Here is a 17,396-nt window from a genome sequence, read left to right as displayed (position 1 = left end):
CGAGGTGCCGGCGCGGGTGGGGTCAGCCGGCGGTCGGTTCCGCACCGGCGCCCAGCCGGTGCAGGCGCAGCGCCAGCTGCACCTCCAGCGCCCGCTCGGGCCGCTGCCAGTCCGCGCCGAGCAGCTGCGCCACCCGGTCCAGCCGCTGGGTGACCGTGTTGACGTGCACGTGCAGCTGCTCGGCCGCGCGGGCCAGGCTGCCGCCGGTGCCGAAGTAGCACTCCAGCGTCTTCACCAGCGCGGTGCCGCGCCGCAGGTCGTAGTCGACGACCGAGCCGATGGTGTCGCGCAGGAACCGGGTCACGTCCGGGTCGCCGCCCTCGCGGACCGCGCCCAGCAGCAGCCCGACGAAGCCCAGCTCGGCGGTTGACGCGCCGTCGCCGGTGCGGCCCAGCGCGGCCAGCGCGGTGGCGCAGTGGTCGGCCTCCTTGAACGCCGCCGCGAGCCCCGCCGGGTCGGCGGCGGGCCCGGCCGCGCCCGCGGTGACCGGGCGGCCCAGCACCCGGCCCAGCTCCCGGGCCACGGCGCGGGCCAGCACGCCCGCCTCGGTGCCGGGCAGCATCAGCACCACCCGGCCGTCGCGGGTGGCGGCCAGCCCGGCGTGCGTGCCGGCGTAGGTGTGCGCCCAGGACACCGCCCGCTGCCGGGCCGGGCCGGAGGTGGCCGCGGCGTCGTCGACCACGACCAGCACGTGCGGGCGGGACAGGTCCACCTGCAGCCGCCGGGCCCGCGTCCGCAGCGACTCCGGGTCGCACACCGGCCGGGCGATCAGGTCGTCGAGCAGCTCGCCGCGCACCCGGCCCTCGGCCTCGGCGACGGTCCGCCGGAACAGCAGCAGCAGCGCGGTGACCAGCGCGGCACGCTCCAGGATCTGCCGGCCGTCCTGCCCGGTGTCGTGCTCGGGCGCCCACACCAGGGCGCCCAGGTTCTCCGCGCCCGCGACCACGGCGGCGTACCAGAGCTCGCCGCGGCGCACCGCCCGGCCGTCGGTGCGCGAGGCCGCCAGCGCCTCGGCGACGACGGCGGGGTCGGGAAGGGCGAGGCCGGTGTCGCCGATGTGCCCGGCCGCCGGTCCGGCGACGTGCTCGGCGCGGGGGACGGGGCGGGACGCGCTCGCGCCGACCGCGGCGAGGGTGCGGCCGTCGGCGTCCAGCACGACCAGGCGCCCGCCGAGCACGTCGGTGACGGCGGCGGCGACCTCCTCGACCCCGCCGCCGCGCAGCACCAGCGCGGTCATCCGGTCGTGCGCCGCCGCGGCGCGCTCGACGGAGGCGCTGTGCGCGGAGATCTTGGTATGCGCCGACGACAGCTCGGTCAGCGCCGCCTGCGTCTCGCCGAGCAGGCGCGCCGTGTCGATCGCGACCGCGGCGTGCGCCGCCAGCGAGACCAGCAGCGACACCTCCTCGCGGGCGAACGGGCGCTCGGAGCGGTTGGCGGCGTACAGCACGCCGATGACGCGCGAGCCCAGCCGCAGCGGCACGCCGAGGATGGCGACCAGCCCCTCCTCGCCCACGCCCGCGTCGATCTCGCCGGTGTGCCGGAAGCGGGTGTCGGCCGGGTAGTTCGCGGTGGCGTACGGCGTGCCCGTCTGTGCGACCAGCCCGCCCAGCCCGGCGCCGAGTGGCAGCCGCAGCCGCTGGAAGCGGGCCGAGACCGAGCCGTCGGTGACCCGCATGTAGACGTCGCCCGCGGCGTCGTCGCTCATGGTCAGGTAGGCGATGTCGGTGCCGAGCAGGTTGCGGGCCCGGTGCACGATCGCGTGCAGCACCGCGTCCAGGTCGCGCAGCCCGGCCAGGTCGCCCGCGGTGTCGTAGAGGCCGGACAGCTCCGCCTCACGGCGGCGGCGGCGTTCCAGCAGCGCCCGCACCCGCAGCGCGGCGAGTTTGGCCTCCTCCAGCTCGGCGATCTCGTCCGGGCCGGCGCCGCGCGAGCGCGCCTGCACCAGCGGCCCCTCGAACTCGACCGGGGCCGCCTCGCGTTCGAGCAGTTCCAGGAACCGCAGGGTCGAGGAGGGCATGGCTCGCATTCCTACCCCGCCGATCACTGGGCTGTCCAGCCGCCGTCCATGGCGATCGACGTGCCGGTGATGAACGAGGCGGCGTCGGTGCACAGGTACGCGGCCAGCTCGGCGACCTCGGCGGGCTCGATCAGGCGCTTGATCGCCGCTTTGGCCAGCATGATCCGCTCGATCACCTCGGACTCGGCGATGCCGTGGGTGCGTGCCTGGTCGGCGATCTGCCCCTCGACCAGCGGGGTGCGCACGTACGCGGGGTTGATGCAGTTGGCCGTGACGCCGTAGGGCGCCGCCTCCACGGCGATGACCTTGGACAGGCCCTCCAGCCCGTGCTTGGCCGAGACGTACGCCGACTTGAACGCCGACGCGCGCAGCCCGTGCACCGAGGAGATGTTGACGATGCGGCCCCAGCCCTGCGCGTACATGTGCGGCAGCGCCCGGCGGACCAGCCGGAACGGGGCCACCAGCATGACCTGGTGCAGGTAGGTGAAGCGGTCGGGGGAGAAGTCCTGCAGCGGTGCGACGTGCTGCAGCCCGGCGTTGTTGACGACCACGTCGATAGCCGGGTCGATGCCGTCGAGCGCGTCCTGCTCGGCCAGGTCGGCCACCACGGCGGTGCCGCCGATCTCGTCGGCGACCCGCCGGGCGGACGCCGCGTCCCGGTCGACGACCAGCACCTTCGCGCCGGCCTGGGCCAGCCGGGCCGCGCACGCGTGGCCGATGCCGCTGCCGGCGCCGGTCACCAGTGCGGTGCGGCCGGAGAGGTCGAGTCGTACCAGTGGCGGCGTCGCGGTCGTCATGGTGCAGGAAACTACGAGGACCGTGGGAGCGGGCACATGGCTGCGGCCCACACAGTGTGGCGGGAAGGCATGTGGCGCGCGCCGGGCCCGCGGCGGGCGGCCGGGAGCGCCGTGGCGATCGGCGGCGCTGACGGTGGGGTCCGCTAGGGTGTCGTACACACGTACGGCGAGGCGGACGGAGCGGCGTGGTGCAGGTGCGGCAGCGGCGGGTGCTCGGCGTCGACCCGGGGCTGACCCGGTGCGGGGTCGGCGTGGTGGAGGGCGTGCCCGGCCGGCCCTGCGTGATGGTGGACTACACCGTGGTCACCTCCGATCCCGACGACGACCTCGCCGACCGGCTGCTCAACCTCGACAACCACCTGACCGAGCTGATCGCCCGGCACCAGCCGGAGAGCGTGGCCGTGGAGCGGGTGTTCAGCCAGCACAACGTGCGCACGGTGATGGGCACCGCGCAGGCCGCCGCGGTGGCGGTGCTGGCGGCCGCGCGGGCCGGGCTGCCGGTGCGCACCTACACTCCCAGCGAGGTGAAGGCGGCGGTGACCGGCTCCGGCCAGGCGGACAAGAAGCAGGTCACCACGATGGTCACCCGGTTGCTGCGGCTGGACGCGCCGCCCCGCCCGGCGGACGCGGCCGACGCGCTCGCGCTGGCCATCTGCCACATCTGGCGCGGGGGCACGCGCGACCGGCTCAGCGAGGCCATCCGTACGGCGAAGGGCAGGCAGTGATGATCGCGAGTGTGGCGGGGACCGTCGCCTCGGTCGGCGCGGACGCGGCCGTGGTCGAGGTCGGCGGGGTGGGCCTGCGCCTGCTCTGCGCGCCGGGCACGCTGGCCGCGCTGCGGGTGGGCCAGCAGGCCCGGCTGTCGGCCTCGCTGATCGTGCGCGAGGACTCGCTGACCCTGTTCGGCTTCGCCGACGACGACGAGAAGCAGCTGTTCGAGCTGCTGCTGACGGCCAGCGGGGTGGGCCCGAAGCTGGCCCAGGCCGCGCTGTCCGTGCACACCCCCGACGTGCTGCGCGCGGCGCTCTCGCACGGCGACACCTCGACGCTGACCCAGGTGCCGGGCATCGGCAAGAAGGGCGCCGAGCGCATGGTGCTGGAGCTGCGCGACAAGGTCGGCCCGGTGTCGGCGGTGCCGGCCCAGGGCGGCCGCCCGCAGGCGTGGACCGAGCAGGTCCGCCAGGGCCTGATCGGGCTGGGCTGGAGCCAGGCCCAGGCCGACCAGGCGGTGACCGCGGTGGCCGAGACGATCGACGGCCCGACCCCGGCCGTGCCGGTGCTGCTGAAGCAGGCGATCCGGCTGCTGGGTAAGACGCGATGACCGACTCGCTGGTCAGCCCGCTGGCGTCGCCGGAGGAGCGCGACGCCGAGGCGTCGGTGCGCCCGAAGCGGCTGGCGGAGTTCGTGGCCCAGGAGCGGGTGCGCGAGCAGCTGGAGGTGCTGCTGCACAGCGCGCTGCGGCGCGGCTCGCCGCCCGACCACATCCTGTTCTCCGGCTCGCCGGGGCTGGGCAAGACCACCCTGGCGATGATCGTCGCCGCCGAGCTGGGCGGCGCGCTGCGCATGACCTCGGGCCCGGCGATCGAGCGCTCGGGCGACCTGGCCGCCGTGCTGACCAGCCTGCAGGCCGGCGACGTGCTGTTCATCGACGAGATCCACCGCATCGCCAAACCCGCCGAGGAGCTGCTCTACAGCGCGATGGAGGACTTCCGGGTCGACGTCATGGTCGGCAAGGGTCCCGGCGCCACCGCGATCCCGCTGGACGTGGAGCCGTTCACGCTGGTCGGCGCGACCACTCGGGCGGGCCTGCTGACCGGGCCGATGCGCGACCGGTTCGGCTTCGTCGGGCATCTCGAGTTCTACAGCGCGCCGGAGCTGGCCGCGCTGCTGGCCCGCTCGGCCCGCATCCTCGGGGTGGCGGCGACCCAGGAGGGCATCGCGGAGATCGCCGGGCGCTCGCGCGGCACCCCGCGGATCGCCAACCGCCTGCTGCGCCGTGTACGCGACTACGCCGAGCTGCGCTCGGACGGGGTGGTCAACGTGTCCTCGGCGCGCGCCGCGCTGAAGGTGTACGACGTCGACGACATGGGCCTGGACCGGCTCGACAAGGCGGTGCTGGTGTCGCTGGTCGAGCTGTTCGGCGGCGGGCCGGTCGGGCTGTCCACGCTGGCCGTGGCGGTGGGGGAGCAGCCGGACACGGTCGAGGAGGTCGTCGAGCCGTTCCTGGTGCGGGCCGGCCTGCTGGCGCGCACGCCCCGGGGACGGGTCGCGACCGCTGCCGCGTGGCGGCACCTCGGTAAAAAACCGCCAAATGGTACTTTTGGTGCCGGTACCGCGGGGGTACCCGACCTGTTCACCGTCGACAGCCAGCCGGACACGTAGCGGACCTGCCGTTCGTGATCTTAACGTGACCTACACCGCAAGTGTGCGATCGCTCGCGTACCGACTAGACTTCGCGCGGTCCGAACGGACGACAGACGCCACCGCAGGCGCGCAGGGTCGCGCTGCGGGGCCTTGTGGAAAGGTCACATCGTGGGTGGTAATTCCGGCAGCGCGTTGCCGACGATCATCATGTTCGCGCTGCTTTTCGGCCTGATGTACTTCATGTTCATCCGGCCGCAGGCCAAGCGTCGCAAGGAGGCCGAGTCGATGCAGAAGTCGCTCGGCGCGGGCGACAAGGTCATCACCATCGGTGGGCTCTACGGCACGGTCGTCTCCACCGACGATGAGAGCGTCACGCTCGAGATCTCGCCCGGGGTGACCGCCCGCTACGCGCGCCAGGCCGTCGGCCGGGTGACCGAGCAGGTCACGGCGCCGACCGAGCACGTGGTGGACAACCCCGTCAAGGAAGAGAAGTAAGCAGCTGACCCCCACGCCACGGCCGGCGGTCGCTTCCGCGGCGGCCGTGGCGTATCCCCATCCGACATTCATCCCAGGGAGACTCGACAGCCGTGGCACCACCTCAGGGACAGATGCGCCCCGGGAGGCAACTCGCCCTCCTCGGCGCCATCTTCGTCATCCTCGCCAGCGCGGTCTGGTTCGGCGGTAAGGGCGGCTGGCAGGAGCGCCTGACCCCCAACCTCGGCCTTGACCTCGTCGGCGGTTCGCGGGTCACCCTCCGGGCGCAGTCCGGCGTCGACGGCCAGCCCCCGACCGCGCAGGAGCTCGAGCAGGCCCGCCGCATCATCGCCGAGCGCGTCGACGCGCGGGGTGTGAGCGAGGCGCAGGTCGTCGTCGAGGGCGGCCAGAACATCGTGATCTCGGTGGCCAAGAAGGGCGACGACGCGATCAAGGATGTCGGGGCCGCCTCCCAGCTCTTCTTCCGCAAGGTGCTGAAGATGACCGACGGCACCGGCACGGCCGCCGCGCCCGCCCCGTCGGCCAGCCCGAGCGCGCCTGCCAGCCCGAAGCCGAGCGCCGCCGCCAGCTCCTCGCCGAAGCCCGCCACGTCGGCCAAGCCGTCGGCGAGCGCGTCGCCGGCCGCCGGTGGCACCGGTGGCGGCGCCGCGATGGCCACCCCCACGCCGACCCCGGCCGCCAGCAAGGCCCCGGCCGCCTCGGCCAGCCCGGCCGCCGCGCCGAAGCCGTCCGCCGCTCCCGCCGCCGGTGACACCGTCACCCTGCAGCAGGTGCAGGCGAAGGTCGGCCAGGCCGCGTACGACGCCGCCGCGAAGCTGACCGAGCCGGCCACCGACCCGGCCGTGATCGCGCAGTTCAAGCCGTTCGAGGCGCTGAGCCCGACCGAGGTGGCCGTGCTGCCGCCGAACGTGCAGTTCAACGTCCCGCAGATCACCTGCGACCAGCTCGACAAGCGCCCCCCGGGCTCGATCAACCAGGCGGACAAGCAGGCCGTGGCCTGTGAGACCGGCGCCAAGTTCCTGCTCGACGTCGCGAAGGTCGCCGGCACCGACGTCGACAAGGCCTCGCCGCAGATCGAGCAGAACACCAACCGCCGCGTGGTCTCGCTGGACTTCTCCAGCGAGGGCCTGGACAAGTGGACCGCGCTGACCCGTGAGGCGTTCAAGAACGAGGGCGACACCAAGTGCAGCGCGGAGGTCGTCGAGGAGAACAAGTGCCGCGTCGCGGTGGTCCTCGACAACAAGATCATCTCCTCGCCGGTCATCCAGGGCGTGCTCGGTGACGACTCCGTCATCCAAGGTGACTTCACCGCCGCGACCGCCGGCGACCTGGCGAACAACCTGAACTACGGCTCGCTGTCGATGACGTTCGTGCCGCAGGAGGCGCAGACCATCACCCCGACCCTGGGCGGCGAGCACCTCAAGGGCGGTCTGCTCGCGGCCGGCATCGGCATGCTGCTGGTCGTCATCTACTCGTTCTTCTACTACCGCCTGCTGGGCACGGTCATCTTCCTGTCGCTGGTGCTGTCGGCCGTGCTGACCTTCCTGGCGCTGGTGTTCCTGGGCCGGGAGATGGGCTTCACCCTGACGCTGGCCGGTATCGCCGGTTTCATCGTCTCGCTCGGCGTCGCGGCGGACTCGTTCGTCATCTACTTCGAGCGCCTCAAGGACGAGATCCGCGAGGGCCGCAGCCCGCGCAGCGCGGTGCCGCGGGCCTGGGTCCGCGCCCGCAAGACGATCCTGACCGCCAACGCGATCTCGCTGATGGCCGCACTGGTGCTCTACCTGGTCTCCTCCGGCGTCGTGGCGGGCTTCGCCTTCGCGCTGGGTCTGGCGACCCTGATCGACCTGATCGTGGTGTTCCTCTTCCGCCACCCGATCATGACGATGTTCGCGCGTACCGACGCGTTCCTTTCCCCGCGCGTCAGCGGCCTGGGCCGCGTGCTGCACGAAGCCAAGGAGGCTAAGTGATGAGTGGTCTCGCAACCCGCCTCTACCGGGGTGACGCCGGGCTCCAGATCGTCGGGCGGCGCAAGCTGTGGTTCGGCGTGGCCGGCGGCGTGCTGCTGATCGCGATCCTGGCCCTGTCGCTGATCGGCTTCAAGCCGGGCATCGAGTTCGAGGGCGGCAACGAGTTCACCGTGCCGACCTCGGCCGGCACGCTCGTCCAGGTCGAGACCGCGGTCAACGAGGCGATCGAGGCGGTCGCCCCGGGCACCGAGGTGCAGCCCGCCACCCAGATCGGCCAGGGCATCTACGCGGTGCGCAGCGCCGTGCTGGAGCAGGCCCAGACGCTGGAGGTCAAGGAGAAGGTCGCGGCGGCGCTGAAGATCGACGCCGGCACCGTCAGCGACAACCGGGTCAGCCCGGCGTGGGGTGAGCAGGTCACCGAGCAGGCCCTCATCGGCCTGGTCATCTTCATCGCGGTGGTCAGCGTCTACCTGATCTTCCGGTTCGAGTGGCGGATGGCCGCGGCCGCGGTCGCCTCGCTGGTGTTCGACCTGGCGTTCACCGCCGCGGTGTACGCGCTGGTCGGCTTCGAGGTCACCCCGTCGACGGTGATCGGCTTCCTGACGATCCTCGGCTACGCGCTCTACGACGTCGTGGTCGTGTTCGACAAGGTGCAGGAGAACACCCGCGGCATCACGGGCAGCAGCACCACGACGTACGGCGAGGCCGCGAACCTCGCCGTGAACCAGACCCTGATGCGGTCCATCAACACCGGTCTGGTGGCGCTGCTGCCGGTCGGCGGCCTGCTGTTCATCGGCGCCGGCCTGCTGGGCGCGGGCACGCTGAAGGACCTCGGCCTGGTGCTGTTCATCGGTATGGGCACCGCGATCTACTCGTCGCTGTTCTTCGCCACCCCGGTGCTGGTGTGGCTGAAGGAGATGGACCCGAAGATCGCCAACCACACTCAGCGGGTGCTGGCGCGGCGCAACGCTCCGGCCAAGGCCGCGGCGAGCGACCTGCCGGCGCAGCCGGTGGCCGTGGGCGCGGGCACCGCGGCGCCGAAGGCGGGCGCCAAGCCCGCCGGCGCCAAGAGCGGCCGCCCCGCCGGGCGTCCCGCCGGCAAGCGTCGCTGACCTGCGACAACGCAGACCGAGGCCCGGTGTCCCGCGAGGGACGCCGGGCCTCGGCCCTTTCCGGGCCCTGTTCGTACTAGGGTGTGCCCGTGACCAACGAGCTCATCCAGGGTGACAGCGGGCCCGCCACCGCGGCGCTCGTCGCCGACATGGTCGTCGACGTGGCGGACTTCCCCAAGACGGGCGTCCTCTTCAAGGACCTCACCCCGCTGTTCGCCGACCCGAAGGCGTTCCGCGGCGTGATCGACGCGATCGTGACGCGCTACGACGGCACCTTCGACGTGGTCGTGGGCGTGGAGGCGCGCGGGTTCGTGCTGGCCGCCGCCGTGGCGTACGCCGCGGGCGTGGGCGTGGTGCCGGTGCGCAAGGCCGGGAAACTGCCCAGAGTGGCACACGCGGCCTCATACGCCCTGGAGTACGGCACCGCCACCCTGGAGATCAGCGAGGACGCGTTCCGGCCCGGCCAGCGCGTGCTGGTCGTCGATGACGTGCTCGCCACGGGCGGCACCGCCGACGCGACCCTGGACCTGGTCCAGCGCGCGGGCGGCGAGCTGGCCGGCTTCGTCGTGCTGATCGAGCTGGGCTTCCTGGGCGGCCGCGAGCGCCTCGGCGAGCGCCCGGTGCACGCGCTGCTGCGCCTGTAACCGCCGACCCGCGGGGTCCGCGTACTCCGTGGGCGTCCCGCGTTTCGCCGCGGCCCGGGCGGGGCACTACGGCGCAGGCGTGGCCGGGCACCCGGGCGGGTGACGGCCACCACGCGCGACCACCCCGGCTGCGACCGGGGCGGTACGCTCCTCCGGCAAATCGGCCGGCAAGCCCGATCCCAGGTAGCATGGGCTATCCGAACCTCACCGAAGGAGCGGCCGTTGTCTTCCGAATCCGTCCCGAACGTGGCCGTGGCGGAGTCGTCGCAGGCCGGGACCGGGTCCACCGCGGCGAAGGGCACCGCCAAGGACGCCAAGCGCGAAGCGGCCGTGCTGCCCTTCCCGGGCCGCGACGACACCGCCGCCGAGCCCGACCGGGGCGCTGAGGACCGCAACACCGCGCCGGAGGTGCGGGCCGCGCCCGGCACCAACCAGCTCGGCATGTTCAGCAGCGTGCCCTCGGGCCGCCGGGTCCGCGCGCGCCTGTCGCGCTTCAACGCGCCCTGGCAGTCCGCCAGCGTCAGCGAGGAGCTGGAGCCGCTGATCGCGGCGCACCGCGCGGCGCACCCCAAGGCCGAGATCCGGGTCCTGCAGAAGGCCTACGAGACGGCCCGGCAGTGGCACGAGGGCCAGTTCCGCAAGTCGGGCGACCCGTACATCACGCACCCGCTCGCGGTCGCCAGCATCCTGGCCGACCTGGGCATGGACACCACCACGCTGGTCGCCGCGCTGCTGCACGACACCATCGAGGACACGCCCTACACGCTGGAGCAGGCCAAGGCCGACTTCGGCGACGAGGTCGCGCTGCTGGTGGACGGCGTCACCAAGCTGGACAAGGTGAAGCTGGGCGACTCGGCCAAGGCCGAGACGATCCGCAAGATGGTCGTGTCCACCGCCAAGGACCCCCGGGTGCTGGTGGTCAAGCTCGCCGACCGGCTGCACAACATGCGTACGCTCACCTTCCTGCCGCAGGCCAAGCGGGAGCAGAAGGCGCGCGAGACGCTGGAGATCCTGGCCCCGCTGGCGCACCGCCTCGGTATGAACACCGTGAAGTGGGAGCTGGAGGACCTGTCCTTCGCGACGCTGTTCCCGAAGCGGTTCAAGGAGATCCAGCGGCTGGTCTCCGACCACACCCCGCAGCGGGACAACCTGCTGCGCCAGGTCACCGAGCGGGTGCAGTCCGACCTGCGCGGCTCGAAGATCAACGCGAAGGTGACCGGCCGGCCCAAGCACCTGTACTCGATCTACCAGAAGATGATCGTGCGGGGGCGGGACTTCAACGAGATCTACGACCTCGTCGGCGTGCGCATCCTGGTGGACACCGTGCGCGACTGCTACGCGGCGCTCGGCGTGATCCACGCGGCCTGGCAACCGGTCCCCGGCCGGTTCAAGGACTACATCGCCATGCCGAAGATGAACTTCTACCAGTCGCTGCACACGACCGTGATCGGGCCCAACGGCAAGCCGGTGGAGATGCAGATCCGCACCCACGCGATGCACGGCACCGCGGAGTACGGCATCGCGGCGCACTGGAAGTACAAGGAGGGCGCCAAGAGCAGCAGCTCGACCGTGGTCGGCCCGTCCAGCCACATCGACGGCATGACCTGGCTGCGGCAGCTGCTGGACTGGCAGCGGGAGACGTCCGACCCGGGCGAGTTCCTCGACGCCCTGCGCCACGACCTGTCCAGCCAGGAGGTCTTCGTCTTCACGCCGAAGGGCGAGGTCATCGCGCTGCCCAACGGCTCGACGCCGGTGGACTTCGCCTACGCGGTGCACACCGAGGTGGGCCACCGCTGCATCGGCGCGCGGGTCAACAGCAAGCTGGTGCCGCTGGAGTCGGTGCTGTCCAACGGCGACGTGGTGGAGATCTTCACGTCCAAGTCGGAGAGCGCCGGCCCCACGCAGGACTGGCTGGGCTTCGTCAAGTCCTCGCGGGCGCGCACGAAGATCCGGCAGTACTTCAACAAGGAGCGCCGCGACGAGGCCATCGACGCGGGCAAGGACTCGCTGGCCCGCGCCATGCGCCGGCAGGGCCTGCCGCTGCAGCGCCTGCTGACCGCGGGCGGGCTGCTGGCCATCGCGCGCGAGCTGCACCTGAGCGACATCACCTCGCTCTACGCGGCGGTCGGCGAGGGCCAGGTGTCGGCCCAGTCGGTGGTGCAGCGCCTGGTCGCCGGGTACGGCGGCGAGGAGGGCGCGGTCGAGGACATTGCCGAGTCCACCATCCCGACCCGGCCCAGCCGGACCCGGGCGCCCGGTCATGATCCGGGTGTCGCGGTCAAGGGCGTGTCCAACGTCTGGATCAAGCTGGCCCGCTGCTGCACGCCGGTGCCCGGCGACCAGGTGTACGGCTTCATGACCCGCTCCGGCGGGATCAGCGTGCACCGCGAGGACTGCGTGAACACGCCGGACCTCAAGGCGCAGCCGGAGCGGATGGTCGAGGTGACCTGGAAGCCCACCGCGGGCTCGATGTTCCTGGTCGCCATCCAGGTCGAGGCGCTGGACCGGCACAAGCTGCTGGCCGACATCACCCGCGCGCTGAGCGAGGAGCGGGTGAACATCCTGTCCGCGACGGTCACCACGACCCGCGACCGGATCGCGGTGAGCCGGTTCAGCTTCGAGATGGCCGACCCGAAGCACCTGGGCCACCTGCTCAACGCCGTCCGCGGCGTGGAGGGCGTGATGGACGCCTACCGCGTCACCTCCGGCGCCTGACGCGTACCACGACGGGGCCCCGCCTGTGCCGGACGGCACGGACGGGGCCTCGGTCTGTCGTCAGGGTGCGACGGTCAGGGCGCTGATGACGACCGGGTTCTTCGGGGCGCCGTCGGGCGAGGCGTTCCCGGCGGGGTCGACGGCGCCTGCCGCGCCGATCGCCTGGACCACCTCCAGGCCCGAGGTGACCCGGCCGAGCACCGTGTACTCCGAGGGGATGACGGTGTCGCCCCAGACGATGAAGAACTGGCTGCCCGTGCTGCTCGGCGCCGACGTCTTGGCCATCGCGACGGTGCCCACCGGGTAGGCCGCGTTCGGGTCGGTGACGTTGGGCAGGTTCTCCTCGGCGAAGCGGTAGGTCGGCCCGCCCATGCCGGTGCCGCTCGGGTCGCCGCACTGCAGCACGTGGATGCCCGCGGTGGTCAGCCGGTGGCACCGGGTGCCGTCGAAGTAGCCCCGCCCGGCCAGGTGGGTCAGGCTGGCCACGGCGCAGGGCGCCTTGGCGGCGTCCAGCTCGAACGTGATGACGCCCTGGCCGGTGCGCATCGTGGCCGTGCCCGCCGAGGCCGGCGACGGCGGATCCGACGCCGGCAGCCCGGCGTCCTTCAGGTGCGGGTTGCCCGCGGTGTCGGCGGGCAGCCAGTCGCAGCGGCCGGCGCCCGGTGACGGCCGCCCGGCGCCCGGTGCCGCGGCCGGGGCGCCGTCGGCGCCGGGCCCGGACCCGGAGTTCAGCCGCACGATCAGCACGACGGCGGCGAGCACGACGCAGAGCAGCACGGCCACGATGGCGGCGACCACCACGGCGACGAGCGCGCCGCTGGTGCCCTTGGCCTGCGCGGTGGGAGTGGATTGCGGAAGGTTCTCGGGGGTCCAGGGCGGGGTGGCCACGACGTCTCCTGTCACAGCGGGGACCCGCTGCTCCTGTCACGGCGGGGACCCGCAGCGTAGCGCCTTCGGGCGCCGCACCGTGACGTGCGCCCGAAGTGGACGCCGCGCACATACGACGAGGGCGGGGCCACCAGGCCCCGCCCTCGTCCTGCGCTCATCCGCGGGTCAGCTCGCGGCCGGCGTCACCTTCACCGACGTGATGGTGACCGGGGTCTTCGGCGAGCCGTCCGGAACGGCCTTGCCGTCCTTGTCGACCGCGCCCGCGGCGCCCACCTTCTGCACGATGTCCAGGCCCTTGGTGATCTTGCCCAGCACGGTGTACTGCGACGGCAGCGGGGTGTCGCCCCACACCAGGAAGAACTGGCTGCCGGTGCTGCCGGGCGCCTCGGCCTTGGCCATGGCGACCGTGCCCACCGGGTAGGCGGTGCTCGGGTCGGTGACGTTGGGCAGGTTCTCCTCGGCGAGCTTGTAGGCCGGGCCGCCCATGCCGGTGGCGGACGGGTCGCCGCACTGCAGCACCTTGATGCCCTCGGTGGTGAGGCGGTGGCACTTGCTGTTGTCGAAGAAGTTCTTGCCCGCCAGGTAGGTCATGCTCGCCGCGGTGCAGGGCGCCTTGGCGGTGTTCATCTCGACCTCGACGACGCCGAGGTTCGTGGTGATCGCCATGGTCTGGGTGCCCTTGGCGATCGCCTCGGTCGGCGGCGTGCCGACGTCCTTGAGGTTCGGGTTCGCCTTGGCGTCGTCCGGCGTCCAGACGCACGCGGCGCCGTCGGGGGCCGGCGCGCCCGCCGCCGGGGTCTGCGTGTCGTCGCCGGAGAAGGCGGTGACCAGCCAGATGGTGCCACCGACGACGAGCAGCAGAGCGAGCGCGGCACCGATCACGGCGTTGCGCTGCTTACGCTTGCGGGCCTCTTCCAGCCGCTCGCCCATCTGACGCTCGAGCCGCGCGCGGGCTGCCTGGCGCTGGCGCTGAATCGTGGAACTCACGGGAATGTCCTCCTGCTAACTGCTGATCAACTCGCGGCCGAGGCCGACGCGGAAGGCTTTGCGGCCGGGGCGGACGCGGACGGCTTGGGCGCGGGGGCCGAACCGGACGGCGCCGGGGTGGCCGGGGCCGACGGGGTGGTGGCCGGGGCGGTGGTGTCGACCACGGTCAGGGTCTTGATGACGACGTCCTGCTTCGGCTTGGTGTCCGCGCCCGCCTCGTTGGCGGTGGTGCCGGCCTGGGCGATCTTCTTGACCACGTCGAGGCCGGAGGTCAGCTTGCCGACGATGGAGTAGTTCGTGGCCGTCGTGGAGTCCTGGTAGAAGATCAGGAACTGGCTGCCGCTGATGTTGGGCAGCATCGCGACCGTGCCGGCCGGGTAGCGGACCGCCGTGGCGGCGCTCGGGCTGGCCGCCGGGGTGGTCCCGGTGCTCGGGCTCGCGCCGCTGGTGGCCGCGGCCGCCGCGGACGGGTCGGCCGCGGGCGCGTCGGCCGGCGCGTTCTCGTTCCACCAGGAGTACGCCGCGCCGCCGGTGCCGGTGCCCGACGGGTCGCCGCAGGCCAGCGCGAAGGCGCCGTCGCCGTGGGTCAGCTCGTGGCACTTGGTGTCGTTGTAAAAGCCGCTGTCGGCCAGGTACTTCAGGCTCGCCGCGCCGCACGGGGCGTTGGTGCGGTCGAGCTCGGCGACCACGTTGCCGCTGCCGAAGGCGACGGTCATCGCGGAGGTGCCGGACTCCGGCATGCCGGTCGCCGCGGGCTTGCCCACGTCCTTCAGGTTCGCGTTGGCCGACACGTCCAGCGGGTTCCAGGGGCACGTCTCGGCCACCGTCTCCGCGGGCTTCTCGTCGAACGCGCCGAGGGTCCAGGCGCCGAGCACGCCGACGAGAGCGAGCGCGAGCAGCCCGCCGAAGACTGCCTTGAGCTGGCGCGAACGGCGCTCCTGGTCAGCCCGGCGAGCCAGCTGCCGGTCGACCTTGGCGCGGGCCAGCTTGCGCTGTCGGGTATTGCTGGAAGCCACCCGAGCTCCTCCTGTCACCATTGACCGCAGCGAACCGTGTCCGCTGTGTCACCTTTATCACGTTAAGGGGTGTGTGTCGCATCACGCGCCGCCCGGCCTATCTTCAGGCACGCGCGTGGGCCGCGCCACACGTCCGAGCGAGTGTACGGGTAAACGCTGAGAAACACGTATGCCCGTCCGCGTTCTGTGACGGATGATCGCCACAGGCGCGCGCCGTGCCGTGGACGGCGGCCGTACGCGCGCGCACTAGGCTGGTCGCTGAGGTCTGCGGAGAGGGGTTTTGTCGTGCTTGTGGTGGGCTTTCCGGCGCAGGCGTTCGGGACCAACTGCTATGTGGTCGCGAGCGCGCCCGGCGAGCAGTGCGTGGTGATCGACCCGGGCATCGGCGTGCTGGACCAGCTGGAGTCGGTCCTCGCCGAGCACCGGCTGCACCCGGCCGCGGTCATGCTCAGCCACGGGCACCTGGACCACACCTTCTCCGTCGCACCCGTCTGCGGCGCGCGCGGCATCACCGCCTGGATCCACCCGGCCGACCGCGAGCTGCTGGCCGACCCGGCCAAGGCGCTCTCGGTCGACCTGAGCGCGATGTTCGGCGGCCGGCTGCCGTACACCGAGCCCGACGACGTCGCCGAGCTGACCGACGGCGCCGTGATGAAGCTGGCCGGGCTCGAGATCACGGTCGACCATGCCCCGGGCCATACCGGCGGGTCGGTGATGTTCCGCATGCCGGGCGCGGAGGGCGAGCCGCTGTGCTTCACCGGCGACGTGCTCTTCCGCGACAGCATCGGGCGCACCGACCTGCCGGGCGGCAGCATGGCGCGCATGACCGAGAGCCTGCGCGACAAGGTGCTGACCCTGGCCGACGAGACCGTCGTGCTGCCCGGCCACGGGCCCTCGACCACGATCGGCCGCGAGCGCGCGCGCAACCCGTTCCTGCAGAACCTGCAGACGGTGGGCGACGCCCCGCGCCGCGGCCTGTAGCCCGCAGACTTTCTTCCTTCCAGGAGTGACTTCCCCATGAGCAAGCCCACGCCGCTGTCCGGCTTCCCGGAGTGGCTGCCCGCGCAGCGCATCATCGAGCAGCGCTTCCTCGACCACATCCGCCGCACCTTCGAGCTCTACGGCTTCGCCTCGCTGGAGACCCGCGCCGTCGAGCCCCTGGACCAGCTGCTGCGCAAGGGCGAGACCTCCAAGGAGGTGTACGTGCTGCGCCGGCTGCAGGCCGACAGCAGCGACGCCTCCGACGCGAGCCTCGGCCTGCACTTCGACCTGACCGTGCCGTTCGCCCGCTTCGTGCTGGAGAACGCTGGCAAGCTGCACTTCCCGTTCCGCCGCTACCAGATCCAGAAGGTGTGGCGGGGTGAGCGGCCGCAGGTGGGCCGCTACCGCGAGTTCACCCAGGCCGACATCGACATCGTGGACCGCGACACGCTGCCCGCGCACTACGAGGCCGAGCTGCCGCTGGTGATCGGCGACGTGCTGGCCGGCCTGCCGCTGCCCAAGCCGACCATCCAGGTCAACAACCGCAAGGTGCTGCAGGGCTTCTACCAGGGTCTCGACCTGGTGGACCCGGAGGCGGTGATGCGCGTGGTGGACAAGCTGGACCGGATCGGCCCGGCCGGGGTCGCCGCCGAGCTGGCGCCGCTGGGCGTCACCGAGTCGCAGGCGAAGCTGGTGCTCGCGCTGTCGGAGATCTCCGCCGCGGACGCCTCGTTCGTCGACGAGGTGCGCAAGCTGGGCGTCACCGACCCGCTGCTGGACGAGGGCCTGGCCGAGCTGGCCGCGGTGGTCGAGACCGCCGCCGCGCACTCGCCGGGGCTGTGCCGCGCCGAGCTGAAGATCGCGCGCGGGCTGGACTACTACACCGGCACCGTGTACGAGACGCAGCTGGCCGGGCTGGAGCGCTTCGGCTCGTTCTGCTCCGGCGGCCGCTATGACAACCTCGCCACCTCCGGCAGCGACCGGTTCCCCGGTGTCGGCCTGTCCATCGGCGTCAGCCGCCTGCTCGGCGTGCTGTTCGGCGAGAACGCGCTCACCGCGAGCCGCTCGGTGCCGACCGCGGTCCTGGTCGCGGTGGGCACCGAGGAGGAGCGCCGGGGCAGCGACCGCATCGCCGCCCAGCTGCGCGCCCGGGGCATCGCGACCGAGGTGTCGCCGAGCGCGGCCAAGTTCGGCAAGCAGATCAAGTTCGCCGACCGGCGGGGCATCCCGTACGTCTGGTTCCCCGGCGCCGAGGGCGCGGCCGACACCGTCAAGGACATCCGTTCGGGCGAACAGGTCGAGGCGTCGGCGGCGAACTGGACCCCGCCGGAGGTTGACCTCATCCCGGTGGTGGAGGGGACTTTTAATTAGGAAACTTAAGTAATAGTGTGTGGCTCTCGACTCTGAAAC

15 protein-coding genes are annotated in these 17,396 nt (G+C 72.4%); 10 read left to right on the top strand and 5 right to left on the bottom strand.

The annotated features are described in order from the left end of the window. Positions 1-22 precede the first annotated feature (22 nt). Both AB0J67_RS13095 and AB0J67_RS13090 read right to left on the bottom strand, forming a co-directional pair. Positions 23-2,026: a helix-turn-helix domain-containing protein gene (locus tag AB0J67_RS13095; RefSeq protein WP_363480727.1), complete on the bottom strand. Its 2,004-nt coding sequence runs from the start codon at positions 2,024-2,026 to the stop codon at positions 23-25. Between the two features lie 14 nt (positions 2,027-2,040). Then, positions 2,041-2,814, bottom strand: coding sequence for a 3-hydroxybutyrate dehydrogenase (locus AB0J67_RS13090; RefSeq protein WP_363480724.1), 774 nt, complete (start codon positions 2,812-2,814; stop codon positions 2,041-2,043). 194 nt (positions 2,815-3,008) lie between these two features. On the opposite strand from AB0J67_RS13090, the gene ruvC reads away from it, so the two are divergent. The 8 genes from ruvC to AB0J67_RS13050 all read left to right on the top strand — a co-directional run bounded on the left by ruvC (position 3,009) and on the right by AB0J67_RS13050 (position 12,114). Then, the gene (gene ruvC, locus AB0J67_RS13085) at positions 3,009-3,539 is read left to right on the top strand and encodes a crossover junction endodeoxyribonuclease RuvC (RefSeq protein WP_363480783.1); all 531 of its coding nucleotides are present in this window, start codon (positions 3,009-3,011) and stop codon (positions 3,537-3,539) included. Next, positions 3,539-4,135, top strand: coding sequence for a Holliday junction branch migration protein RuvA (gene ruvA, locus AB0J67_RS13080; protein ID WP_363480721.1), 597 nt, complete (start codon positions 3,539-3,541; stop codon positions 4,133-4,135). The genes ruvC and ruvA overlap by 1 nt, the downstream gene beginning before the upstream one ends. Next, complete coding sequence (gene ruvB / locus AB0J67_RS13075) at positions 4,132-5,196, top strand: Holliday junction branch migration DNA helicase RuvB (protein ID WP_363480718.1); 1,065 nt, start codon at positions 4,132-4,134, stop codon at positions 5,194-5,196. Before ruvA ends, ruvB begins: the two co-directional genes overlap by 4 nt. 150 nt (positions 5,197-5,346) lie before the next feature. Beyond that, positions 5,347-5,673 (top strand): preprotein translocase subunit YajC, encoded by a 327-nt coding sequence (gene yajC / locus AB0J67_RS13070; RefSeq protein ID WP_363480715.1) that lies wholly within the window; start codon positions 5,347-5,349, stop codon positions 5,671-5,673. Positions 5,674-5,765: 92 nt separating this feature from the next. Further along, positions 5,766-7,643 (top strand): protein translocase subunit SecD, encoded by a 1,878-nt coding sequence (secD, locus tag AB0J67_RS13065; RefSeq protein WP_363480712.1) that lies wholly within the window; start codon positions 5,766-5,768, stop codon positions 7,641-7,643. Further along, positions 7,643-8,755 (top strand): protein translocase subunit SecF, encoded by a 1,113-nt coding sequence (secF, locus tag AB0J67_RS13060; RefSeq protein WP_363480709.1) that lies wholly within the window; start codon positions 7,643-7,645, stop codon positions 8,753-8,755. The genes secD and secF overlap by 1 nt, the downstream gene beginning before the upstream one ends. Before the next feature lie 83 nt (positions 8,756-8,838). Then, complete coding sequence (locus AB0J67_RS13055; RefSeq protein WP_363480706.1) at positions 8,839-9,399, top strand: adenine phosphoribosyltransferase; 561 nt, start codon at positions 8,839-8,841, stop codon at positions 9,397-9,399. Between the two features lie 441 nt (positions 9,400-9,840). Next, positions 9,841-12,114, top strand: coding sequence for a bifunctional (p)ppGpp synthetase/guanosine-3',5'-bis(diphosphate) 3'-pyrophosphohydrolase (locus AB0J67_RS13050; protein ID WP_363480780.1), 2,274 nt, complete (start codon positions 9,841-9,843; stop codon positions 12,112-12,114). Between the two features lie 60 nt (positions 12,115-12,174). Here the strand turns inward: AB0J67_RS13050 and AB0J67_RS13045 are convergent, their stop codons facing one another. The 3 genes from AB0J67_RS13045 to AB0J67_RS13035 form a co-directional block, all read right to left on the bottom strand. Further along, positions 12,175-13,002: a peptidylprolyl isomerase gene (locus tag AB0J67_RS13045; RefSeq protein WP_363480704.1), complete on the bottom strand. Its 828-nt coding sequence runs from the start codon at positions 13,000-13,002 to the stop codon at positions 12,175-12,177. A gap of 165 nt (positions 13,003-13,167) precedes the next feature. Then, positions 13,168-13,989, bottom strand: a complete 822-nt coding sequence (locus AB0J67_RS13040; RefSeq protein ID WP_363480701.1) for a peptidylprolyl isomerase — start codon at positions 13,987-13,989, stop codon at positions 13,168-13,170. Between the two features lie 26 nt (positions 13,990-14,015). Beyond that, complete coding sequence (locus AB0J67_RS13035) at positions 14,016-15,005, bottom strand: peptidylprolyl isomerase (protein WP_363480698.1); 990 nt, start codon at positions 15,003-15,005, stop codon at positions 14,016-14,018. Between the two features lie 285 nt (positions 15,006-15,290). On the opposite strand from AB0J67_RS13035, the gene AB0J67_RS13030 reads away from it, so the two are divergent. Together AB0J67_RS13030 and hisS are read left to right on the top strand one after the other, a co-directional pair. Then, entirely contained in the window at positions 15,291-15,986 is a 696-nt protein-coding gene (locus AB0J67_RS13030) for an MBL fold metallo-hydrolase (protein WP_363480696.1), read from the top strand. 36 nt (positions 15,987-16,022) lie between these two features. After that, positions 16,023-17,357 (top strand): histidine--tRNA ligase, encoded by a 1,335-nt coding sequence (hisS, locus tag AB0J67_RS13025; protein ID WP_363480694.1) that lies wholly within the window; start codon positions 16,023-16,025, stop codon positions 17,355-17,357. Positions 17,358-17,396 lie beyond the last annotated feature (39 nt).

It is taken from the genome of Catellatospora sp. NPDC049609 (assembly GCF_040675365.1).
GTDB lineage: Bacteria > Actinomycetota > Actinomycetes > Mycobacteriales > Micromonosporaceae > Catellatospora.
The sequence above is the reverse complement of the archived record's forward strand: the minus strand, read 5'-3'. Positions and strand labels throughout refer to the sequence as shown.

Coding starts and splice junctions, on each gene's coding strand:
- AB0J67_RS13095 (WP_363480727.1), bottom strand. CDS start 2,026: ATGCGAGCCATGCCCTCCTCGACCCTGCGGTTCCTGGAACTGCTCGAA.
- AB0J67_RS13090 (WP_363480724.1), bottom strand. CDS start 2,814: ATGACGACCGCGACGCCGCCACTGGTACGACTCGACCTCTCCGGCCGC.
- ruvA (WP_363480721.1), top strand. CDS start 3,539: ATGATCGCGAGTGTGGCGGGGACCGTCGCCTCGGTCGGCGCGGACGCG.
- ruvB (WP_363480718.1), top strand. CDS start 4,132: ATGACCGACTCGCTGGTCAGCCCGCTGGCGTCGCCGGAGGAGCGCGAC.
- secF (WP_363480709.1), top strand. CDS start 7,643: ATGAGTGGTCTCGCAACCCGCCTCTACCGGGGTGACGCCGGGCTCCAG.
- AB0J67_RS13050 (WP_363480780.1), top strand. CDS start 9,841: ATGTTCAGCAGCGTGCCCTCGGGCCGCCGGGTCCGCGCGCGCCTGTCG.
- hisS (WP_363480694.1), top strand. CDS start 16,023: ATGAGCAAGCCCACGCCGCTGTCCGGCTTCCCGGAGTGGCTGCCCGCG.